This window comes from Roseicyclus sp., from assembly GCF_052168335.1.
Classification (GTDB): domain Bacteria; phylum Pseudomonadota; class Alphaproteobacteria; order Rhodobacterales; family Rhodobacteraceae; genus Roseibacterium.
Map to the genome: position 1 here is coordinate 1 of NZ_JBQLZP010000504.1, position 7,959 is coordinate 7,959.

At 69.5% G+C, this 7,959-nt stretch carries 12 protein-coding genes and 1 tRNA gene; 2 read left to right on the top strand and 11 right to left on the bottom strand.

Features of this window, described 5'->3' with window-relative positions; all coding sequences use genetic code 11:
- The 3 genes from ACTS11_RS15410 to ACTS11_RS15420 all read right to left on the bottom strand — a co-directional run.
- Positions 1 to 806 (bottom strand): Gfo/Idh/MocA family protein (locus tag ACTS11_RS15410; protein WP_442641183.1); only part of this gene is annotated, 806 nt, incomplete at its 3' end.
- Between the two features lie 104 nt (positions 807 to 910).
- Complete coding sequence (rpoH, locus tag ACTS11_RS15415; RefSeq protein WP_442641184.1) at positions 911 to 1,807, bottom strand: RNA polymerase sigma factor RpoH; 897 nt, start codon at positions 1,805 to 1,807, stop codon at positions 911 to 913.
- Between the two features lie 172 nt (positions 1,808 to 1,979).
- The gene (locus ACTS11_RS15420; RefSeq protein ID WP_442641185.1) at positions 1,980 to 3,005 is read right to left on the bottom strand and encodes an RluA family pseudouridine synthase; all 1,026 of its coding nucleotides are present in this window, start codon (positions 3,003 to 3,005) and stop codon (positions 1,980 to 1,982) included.
- Here ACTS11_RS15420 and ACTS11_RS15425 point away from each other — a divergent pair.
- Positions 3,004 to 3,318, top strand: coding sequence for a DUF6476 family protein (locus ACTS11_RS15425; protein WP_442641186.1), 315 nt, complete (start codon positions 3,004 to 3,006; stop codon positions 3,316 to 3,318). The two genes, ACTS11_RS15420 and ACTS11_RS15425, sit on opposite strands and share 2 nt — an antisense overlap.
- A gap of 7 nt (positions 3,319 to 3,325) precedes the next feature.
- Here the strand turns inward: ACTS11_RS15425 and ACTS11_RS15430 are convergent.
- Both ACTS11_RS15430 and ACTS11_RS15435 read right to left on the bottom strand, forming a co-directional pair.
- Positions 3,326 to 3,402: transfer RNA gene (locus tag ACTS11_RS15430), tRNA-His, on the bottom strand.
- 111 nt (positions 3,403 to 3,513) lie between these two features.
- Positions 3,514 to 4,011, bottom strand: a complete 498-nt coding sequence (locus ACTS11_RS15435) for a GNAT family N-acetyltransferase (RefSeq protein WP_442641187.1) — start codon at positions 4,009 to 4,011, stop codon at positions 3,514 to 3,516.
- A 39-nt stretch (positions 4,012 to 4,050) separates the two neighbouring features.
- Between ACTS11_RS15435 and ACTS11_RS15440 the strand changes: the two genes are divergently transcribed.
- Positions 4,051 to 4,245 carry a DUF6324 family protein gene (locus tag ACTS11_RS15440; RefSeq protein WP_442641188.1) on the top strand — a complete coding sequence of 65 codons (195 nt, stop codon included), beginning with the start codon at positions 4,051 to 4,053 and terminating at the stop codon, positions 4,243 to 4,245.
- A gap of 4 nt (positions 4,246 to 4,249) precedes the next feature.
- Here ACTS11_RS15440 and ACTS11_RS15445 read toward each other — a convergent pair whose 3' ends face one another.
- From ACTS11_RS15445 to ACTS11_RS15470, 6 genes are all read right to left on the bottom strand, one after another.
- Entirely contained in the window at positions 4,250 to 4,702 is a 453-nt protein-coding gene (locus ACTS11_RS15445; protein ID WP_442641189.1) for an MmcB family DNA repair protein, read from the bottom strand.
- A 341-nt stretch (positions 4,703 to 5,043) separates the two neighbouring features.
- Complete coding sequence (locus ACTS11_RS15450) at positions 5,044 to 5,379, bottom strand: hypothetical protein (protein WP_442641190.1); 336 nt, start codon at positions 5,377 to 5,379, stop codon at positions 5,044 to 5,046.
- Between the two features lie 168 nt (positions 5,380 to 5,547).
- Positions 5,548 to 6,465, bottom strand: a complete 918-nt coding sequence (locus ACTS11_RS15455) for a calcium/sodium antiporter (protein WP_442641191.1) — start codon at positions 6,463 to 6,465, stop codon at positions 5,548 to 5,550.
- Positions 6,466 to 6,590: 125 nt separating this feature from the next.
- On the bottom strand, positions 6,591 to 7,028 hold the full coding sequence (gene nusB / locus ACTS11_RS15460; RefSeq protein WP_442641192.1) for a transcription antitermination factor NusB: 438 nt from the start codon (positions 7,026 to 7,028) through the stop codon (positions 6,591 to 6,593).
- A gap of 59 nt (positions 7,029 to 7,087) precedes the next feature.
- Positions 7,088 to 7,636 carry a 6,7-dimethyl-8-ribityllumazine synthase gene (locus tag ACTS11_RS15465; protein WP_442641193.1) on the bottom strand — a complete coding sequence of 183 codons (549 nt, stop codon included), beginning with the start codon at positions 7,634 to 7,636 and terminating at the stop codon, positions 7,088 to 7,090.
- Positions 7,637 to 7,959 (bottom strand): GTP cyclohydrolase II (locus ACTS11_RS15470; protein ID WP_442641194.1); only part of this gene is annotated, 323 nt, incomplete at its 5' end.

Consider the following 7,959-nt stretch of genomic DNA (forward strand, 5'->3'; position numbering starts at 1 on the left):
CCCTCGCGGCGGAGGTGGAGATCGGCCTGACCATACACACCTGCATTGAAGGGCGCCGTGACGACAAGCCAGCCCGCGTCGCCCTCGAAGACCATCTCCTGCCGCTTGGTCGTCCGCATCGAGACGTGGAAGGAGAAGCGCACCTCCCCCGCCCGGGCCTGCACCCAGGTCGAGGCGTCGATCCCGTCCTCCCACAGCGCCTCGGCGCCCGTCACGTGCGGCTCCAGCCCCGTGGCGAAGCGGAAGGCGCCGATCGGATAGACCCCGATGTCGCGGAGCGCGCCGCCCGCCAGTTCGGCACTGTTGCGCACGTTCGCGGGGTCGTTCAGCCCGTAGGTGAAGACGCCGGTGACGCTGTGCAGCCGCCCGATACCGCCGCCCGTCACGATCTCGCGGGCACGGAGCCATTGGGGATGGTGCGCCGGCATCCAGGCCTCGGCGATGAAGACGCCGAGCTCGTCGCGGAGCGCGATGAGCCGGTCGACATCCGCCGCCGTCAGCCCGATGGGCTTCTCGCAGAGCACCGCCTTGCCCGCGCGGGCCGCGCGCTCCGTCCACTCGACATGCAGCGCGTTCGGCAACGGCACGTAGATCGCGTCGATCTCCGGGTCGGCGAGGAGCGCGTCGTAGCTGTCGTGGACCTTCAGCCCCGGCGCGTATTCGACGAAGGGCGCGGCCCTCGAGCGGTCGCGCGTGGCGATTGCGGCGAGGCGCGAGCGGCGCGCGTCGTGGATCGCGGGGGCCATGACCTTGCGGGCGAAGCCCGAGGCGCCGAGGACGCCCCAATTCACTGTTCTGTCCGTCATGGCGACAGCCATAGCGCGCGGCGCGGTCGCGCGAAAGGCCCGCGCGGAAACGGAAACGGCCGCACCCGAAGGGCGCGGCCGGTCCGTGGTCTTGCGGGCGGGGGTCAGGCGGTCGCCATCATCCCCTGCTCCTTCGCCAGTTCGCGCATGCGCTTCTGGAGCTTCTCGAACGCGCGCACCTCGATCTGGCGGATGCGCTCGCGGCTGACGTTGTAGACCGAGGACAGGTCCTCGAGCGTCACCGGGCTGTCCTGCAGCCGACGCTGGGTGAGGATGTCCCGCTCGCGCTCGTTCAGGACGTCCATCGCCTGCTCCATCATGGCGAGGCGCTGCGTGTACTCGTCCCGCTCGGCATAGGCGGAGGCCTGGTCGGCGTCCTCGTCCTCGAGCCAGTCCTGCCACTGGGTCGAGCTGTCATCCTCGCTGCCCACCGTCGCGTTGAGCGAGGCGTCCCCGCCCGAGAGGCGGCGGTTCATCGAGATGACCTCCTCCTCCGTCACGCCGAGGTCGTGGGCGATGCGCGCCACGTTCTCGGGGCGCAGGTCCCCCTCCTCGAGCGCGCCGATGCGGGCCTTGGCCTTGCGCAGGTTGAAGAACAGCTTCTTCTGTGCCGAGGTGGTGCCGAGCTTCACGAGGCTCCACGACCGCAGGATGTATTCCTGGATCGCGGCGCGAATCCACCACATCGCGTAGGTCGCGAGGCGGAACCCCTTCTCGGGATCGAAGCGCTTCACGGCCTGCATCAGGCCCACGTTCGCCTCCGAGATCACCTCGGCCTGCGGCAGTCCATAGCCCCGGTAGCCCATGGCGATCTTGGCCGCGAGGCGCAGATGGCTGGTCACCAGCCGGTGCGCGGCCTCGGTGTCCTGATCCTCCACCCACCGCTTGGCGAGCATGTACTCCTCGTCCGGATCCAGCATCGGGAACTTCCGGATCTCCTGGAGATAGCGGTTCAGACCCTGTTCCGGGGACGGCGCGGGAAGATTTGCGTAGGTGCTCACTGTCATCACCCCCCTTTGATTCGGTTACGCGGCGCGAACCGTTCGGGTTTCATGTAAACTCGATTAACTTTCCGTCAAGATCCTCGCTGGACCGTTCGGTTCAGTTTTATGCCCTACGTTAGCGCGAACATCAATCCAGGCTTCGACCCGGTAACGTGCATGTGTGCACAAGTTACAGGGTCGCGCCGCGCAGGGCCTCCAGAAGCGCCGCCATGTCGGGCGGAAGCGGGGCCTCGAACCGCAGGGCCTCGCCCGTCACCGGATGCGCGAAGCCGAGCGTCGCGGCATGGAGCGCCTGGCGGGAGAAGGCCATGACCTGCGCAGCGACGGGGCCCAGCGCCTTCTCCGACACCTTGCGCCGCCCGCCATAGACCGGATCGCCGACGAGACCGTGGCCGATATGGGCCATGTGCACGCGGATCTGGTGCGTGCGCCCGGTCTCGAGCCGGCAGGAGACGCGTGCGACGGCGCCCGCGAAGCCTTCCTCCACCCGCACATGCGTGACCGCGTGCCGCCCGCCCTGGAACAGCACCGCCTGGCGCTGGCGGTCGGTCTTGTGGCGGGCGAGCTGCGTCGTGATGCGGATCAGCCCCTCGGGCGTCACGTGAACGCCCTTCACACCCCGCAGGCGCGGGTCCGCGACGTCCGGCACGCCGTGGCAGAGCGCCTGGTACTCCCGCTCGATCGAGTGGTCGGCGAACTGGTCCGCGAGGCCGTGATGCGCACGGTCGGACTTCGCCACGACGAGCAGGCCCGAGGTGTCCTTGTCGATCCGGTGCACGATGCCCGGACGCTTCTCGCCGCCGATGCCCGAGAGGTCGTCGCCGAAATGGTGCAGGAGCGCGTTGACGAGCGTTCCCTCGGGCGAGCCCGGCGCGGGATGCACGACCATGCCCGCGGGCTTGTTCACCACGCAGAGATCCGCGTCCTCGAAGAGGATGTCGAGGGGGATGTCCTGCGCCGCCGTCGCGACTTCGGCGGCCTCCTCGACCTCGATGGCGATGGCGTCCCCCTCGGCCAATCGCGCGCGCGCGTCCGTCACGACGGCGCCGTTGACGCGCACCGCCCCCGCCCCGATCAGGCGGGCGAGGCGCGACCGGCTCAACGCCGCCTCCTCTGGCACGTCGCGGCCCAGTGCCTTATCAAGGCGCGGGCCCGGGTCGGGCCCGATCCGGAATTCGACGAGGCGGGTGCGCATGGACGAGGCTCCGAACGGCGGGACGGGCGCGGGACTGCCCCGCGAGCTGCGCTTTCTCAAGACGCTTGTGACGGTGCTGACGCTGGCGATGATCCTGGGCGTCATAACCATCGTGACGCTGCTTGTCATCCGGCTGAACGCGGGGGCCGCGCCCGTGCGGATCGACCCGGGGATGTTCGTCGTGCCCGACGGCGTCGGCGTCGTCGGGATCAGCGTCATCGCTGGCCGGACCGTGATCGTCGCCGACGACGGCGCGATCCGCGTCTACGACAGCGAGAGCCGCGCTCTCCTGCAGGAGATGGATCTGCCCTGAGGGAAGGTGGTACCGCCTCCCCGGCTTGAACGGGGGACCTCTGGATCCACAATCCAGCGCTCTAACCAACTGAGCTAAGGCGGCACTGGCGGGCGGGATAGCGCCGCGGCGCCTCGATTGCAAGAGGGTCGCGGCCGGGCGGCGGGCCGTTTTCCGCACGGAAAACGGCCCGGAAAACCTCGTTTTCCGGCGCGATCACAGATCGCGGGTCCATTCCTGCTCGACGAGGTCCTGTCCGAAGGAGCGCACGGGCTTCGACGCGGTGCAGGAGAATCCGTTCCGCGCGTAGAGGCGGCAGGCGGCTTGGTGGCTCTCGTGGGTCCAGAGCGTCATGCGCGCGTAACCCGCCTCCTTCGCAAAGCCGAGGCAGGCGTCGAGGAGCCGCTGGCCGAGGCCGATCCCCCGCGCCTCGGGCTCGAGGAGGAAGAGGCGCAGCTTCGCGGTCTCCGGCCCCGGCCCCTGCACGCAGAAGATCGAGCCGAGGCGCCGCCCCCCGGCCCGCGCGATCCAGCCCCTCTCGCGTGCCGGATCGTGGCCCTCGAGGAAATCCGCCAAGATGCGCGCCACCAGCGGCTCGAAGCTCGCGTCGAAGCCCGCCTCCTCGGCGTAGAGCTCGCCGTGGCGCATGACGAGCCAGCCCGCGTCCCCCGTCCGGACCCTGTCGAGCAGCACGTCGCTTGCGGACATCGCCATCTGCCGCTACCTCCCGCCACAGCTTTGGAGGCATGGCCCATGGGCATCAACAGCGAAAGCGACGTCTCGGCCAATCTGCAGATCGGGCCCACGACGCTCGGGATGGTGCGGATCTACGTCGAGGGCGAGGGGGTCGACCTGCCGCTCGACTTCGACCCGGAGGAGGCGGAGGAGATCGCGGAGGAACTGCGCGCCGCCGCTGCCGCCGCACGGAAGATGGCGAAGAAGCGCTAGGGCCTCAGAGGACCGCGCCCGGATCGCGCAGGAGGTGCAGCCGCTGCGCCGCGATGCGGGCGAAGCGCTGGGTCACGGCCTTGCGCCGCGCGCCGGCGAGCTTCGTCTCGGGGGCCATGCGCAGGATCTCGGCGTCCCAGGCATCCGCCACGATGAGGCCCGTGTCCTCGGGCAGGAGCTCGACCGGGAAATCCGCGTCGACGGCCCAGAAGTAGCGGTCGCCCCAGTCGAGATAGCCGCCCCACTTGCCGTCCGAGGTGAAGTCCGCGCGGCTCGACTTGCACTCGACGATCCAGAACTCGCCCTTCGGTCCCATCGCCATGACGTCGAGACGCTTGCCCCGCTCGGGCGTGAACTCCTCGAGCGTCGCGAAGCCGTGGCTCGCGAGGTGGCGGCAGACGCCCCGCGCGAGGAGCTGGCCTGGCATGAGGCCCTGGAGATCGGCGGCGATGCTCATGCGCCCATCTTGGAACATTAAGAGAACATGTTCAACCGGCCGCTTTCGCCCGGGCGCCCCTTGTCGGGCGGCGGCGGGCGCCTTAAGTCTCGGCTTGGCGGGTTCTGCCCTTCTCGTGCCTGTGGCAAAATTCCGGTGGGCTATAACTTTTCCGAGGGGGCTGGCTCTGGCCGGATCCTGGTCCGACTACCTGGCACCCACCTGTTCATGCAGGTCCTCGGGAATTGACGCCTCCACGGTTGGTGTGGTCCCGCCACCTCCCTTCCCACGGAGAAGACGGCACGCGAAAAGGCCGACGCGATGGCGCCGGCCTTTCGTCGTCTTTCGGGGATCGCGCGGGATCAGTGGCGGCGGTCGCCGCGCACCGGGGTCTTGACCGCGACCTTGACCGGAACCGGGATCGCGTCGAGCACGCGGACCGCGTCGCGGCGCCCGCCGCGGGGCTCGTCGTCGTCCTTCTCGCCCAGCGTCATGATCTTGTAGCCGATCTGCGCCGACCCGAAGGTGATGGTGCAGAACACCAACAGCATGACGACGGCGATCGGCCCCTCGGCGGTATGCGTCACGAGGTGCCAGAGGTTGCCGACGTTGAGCCAGAGGAGCGCGCCCACGAAGCCGGCGGCCAGGACGGCGCCGAAGGCTGCGTGGCGCAGCAGGAACTTGATGTGATCGGGCATCAGGGCCTCCTTTTCCTCCTGCAAAGGCTAGCAGGCTTTCGCCTTGCTGCAAGTGCGATGCCAGCATGCCGCACCCGCTGCGCGAATTCCGGCCCTTCCATCCAGAACGCCTAGGGGGAAAAACCTAACTTTCCGCGAACCGCAGCCGCCGGGCATCCGGCGGCCCCGTCAGCCGACCAGGGCGAGCCAGCCGACGTAGGCGGCATAGGCGAGGAGAAAGAGCGAGCCGACGCCCCGCCCGATCCTGCCCAGGAAGAGCACGAAAAGGAGGGCAGCCGCCGCCGCGGCGACGACCGCGAGGTCGACCACGGACAGGTCCGCGGGCACCGGGATCGGCACGATGGCCGCCGTGAGACCAAGAATTGCAAGGATGTTGAACACGTTGGAGCCGAGCACGTTGCCGAGCGCCAGCTCCGATTCGCCCTTGCGCGCGGCGGCGAAGCTCGTGGCGAGCTCGGGCAGCGAGGTGCCGACGGCCACGATGGTCAGGCCGATCACCGTCTCGCTGACGCCGAGCGCGGTGGCGATGCCGACCGCACCCTCCACCAGCAGCCAGGCTCCCCCTATCAGCGCCAGAAGACCGCCGAGAAGCAGCAGGGTCATCCTGCCCGTCCCCATGCCCTCGATCGGCTCCACCGCCTCGCTCACGTCGTCGCGGTTGAGCGCGCGCCAGACGTAGATCGCGAGCGCGATGAGGAGCAGTGTGGCATCGATCCTGCCAACGGCTGCGCCCTGCACGATCACGCCGATGCCGAGAACGGTCGCGATCGCCAGCCAGATGCGGTCCTCGTTCGGGGCGGCATCGGCCCGCATCGGCGCGATGACGGCGGCGACGCCGAGAATGAGGAGGATGTTGGCGACGTTGGAGCCCATGACGTTGCCGATGGCGATGCCCGGCGCGCCCGCGAACGCTGCCGAGACCGAGGTGAGAAGCTCGGGCATGGAGGTGCCGAATCCCAGCACCACGGCGCCGACCACCGCCATTGGAAGGCGCATGCGCGTCGCGAAGGCGACCGCGCCGCGCACGAGGGTCTCACCTCCGCCGAGCAGCAGGACGAGGCCCGCCACCATCATCACCGCATTCATGAAGGCTTCCCTGTCGGTCCTGGCGCGGGCGTCGGGCCGCTTGCGTCGGCGGGCAGATAGGCGGCGCGGACCGGCGTCGCAAGGACGCGCCACACGCTTTTTCCGCGCCCTGTGGCAGCGGAGATTCAGAAGGCGTCGGGCTTCGCCTCGCGCGCCATGTGGTCGAGCACGGCGTTGACGAATTTGGGCTCGCGCCCCTCGGGGAAGAAGGCGCGCGCGACGTCGACATACTCGCTGATGACGACCTTCGGCGGCGCCTCGCCCTCGACCAACTCGGCCCCCGCGGCGCGGAAGAGCGCGCGGAGCGTCGGGTCGATCCGGTGGATCGGCCATTTCGCCACCAGCGCCCGGTCGGTCATCTGGTCGATCCGCGCCTGCCAGTTCACGGCATCGTCGAGGGTCCGGGAGAAGAGCTCGGGATCGCCCTCGGCCATCTCCTCGCCGTCGTAGACCGCACCGAAGCGGTGCGTCTCGAACTCGCGGCGCACGGCCTCCACCGTCTGGCCGGAGACCTCCATCTGGAACAGCGCCTGCACGGCGTAGAGCCGCGCGGCGGAGCGCATCTGGCGGCGTTCTTCCCGGCTGGGGCCATTCGGGCGGGGCGCCGGATCGGCGGGATCGGTCATGCTGTCGAGGAGCCTTCGCTGTCGCCGGCGATCTCGATGCTCTCGGACCGCGGCTTGAAACCGACGCCGCCCTTAGGCTTTCCGAACCGGCGCGTCAACGCGACGAGGTGGAGCGCGGCCTCCGCCGCCCCTCCGGCGGTGTTGAGCCGCGCGGCATCCGCGCGCTCCTCCGCCTGTTCGCGGGTCTCGACCGTGATGATCCCGTTGCCGATGCAGACGCCCTGGAGGCCCAGCATGGTCAGCGCCCGAGCGCTCTCGTTCACCACGACGTCGTAATGCGAGGTCGCGCCCCGGATCACGCAGCCCAGCGCCACGTAGCCGTCGAAGTTCGACAGCCGGTGCGCGATGCCGATCGCGGTCGGAATCTCGAGCGAACCCGGCACCTCGATCGTCTCGTGCGCCGCGCCCGCGCGCTCGAGCACGGCCTTCGCGGCGGCGAGCTGCGCCTCGGCGATCGCGGTGTAGTAGGGCGCGATCACGATGGCGATCTTCACCGGCCGGTCGAAGGACGGCAGCCCCAGGTCGTTGTCGGAATGTCCGGCCATCTATCCAAGCTCCGATATCTTGCGCGTGCCGACGATGGAGAGCCCGTAGGCCTCGAGGCCCACCACCTTCGGCTTGGGCGAATTGGTCAGGAGGATCATCTCCGAGATCCCGAGCGACGAGAGGATCTGCGCCCCGAGCCCGTATTGCCGGAGCGTCTGCGGCGAGACCTCGTCGCCGGGGCTGAGCTTCATGGTCAGATCGCGAAGGAGGACCAGAACCCCCCGGCCCTCGGCGGCGATGAGCCCCATGGCGTCGCCGAACTCGCGCGCGCGCCCCCTTGGCCCCGTGCCGACCACGTCGAGGAGCGGGCCCATCGCGTGCA

Excerpts from the sequence above, each read along its gene's own strand:
- ACTS11_RS15455 (WP_442641191.1), bottom strand. The coding sequence starts at position 6,465 with ATGAATGCGGTGATGATGGTGGCGGGCCTCGTCCTGCTGCTCGGCGGA.
- ACTS11_RS15435 (WP_442641187.1), bottom strand. The coding sequence starts at position 4,011 with ATGGCGATGTCCGCAAGCGACGTGCTGCTCGACAGGGTCCGGACGGGG.
- ACTS11_RS15425 (WP_442641186.1), top strand. The coding sequence starts at position 3,004 with ATGGACGAGGCTCCGAACGGCGGGACGGGCGCGGGACTGCCCCGCGAG.
- nusB (WP_442641192.1), bottom strand. The coding sequence starts at position 7,028 with ATGCGCTCCGCCGCGCGGCTCTACGCCGTGCAGGCGCTGTTCCAGATG.
- ACTS11_RS15450 (WP_442641190.1), bottom strand. The coding sequence starts at position 5,379 with ATGCCCGATCACATCAAGTTCCTGCTGCGCCACGCAGCCTTCGGCGCC.
- ACTS11_RS15465 (WP_442641193.1), bottom strand. The coding sequence starts at position 7,636 with ATGGCCGGACATTCCGACAACGACCTGGGGCTGCCGTCCTTCGACCGG.
- ACTS11_RS15420 (WP_442641185.1), bottom strand. The coding sequence starts at position 3,005 with ATGCGCACCCGCCTCGTCGAATTCCGGATCGGGCCCGACCCGGGCCCG.
- ACTS11_RS15445 (WP_442641189.1), bottom strand. The coding sequence starts at position 4,702 with ATGAGCATCGCCGCCGATCTCCAGGGCCTCATGCCAGGCCAGCTCCTC.
- ACTS11_RS15440 (WP_442641188.1), top strand. The coding sequence starts at position 4,051 with ATGGGCATCAACAGCGAAAGCGACGTCTCGGCCAATCTGCAGATCGGG.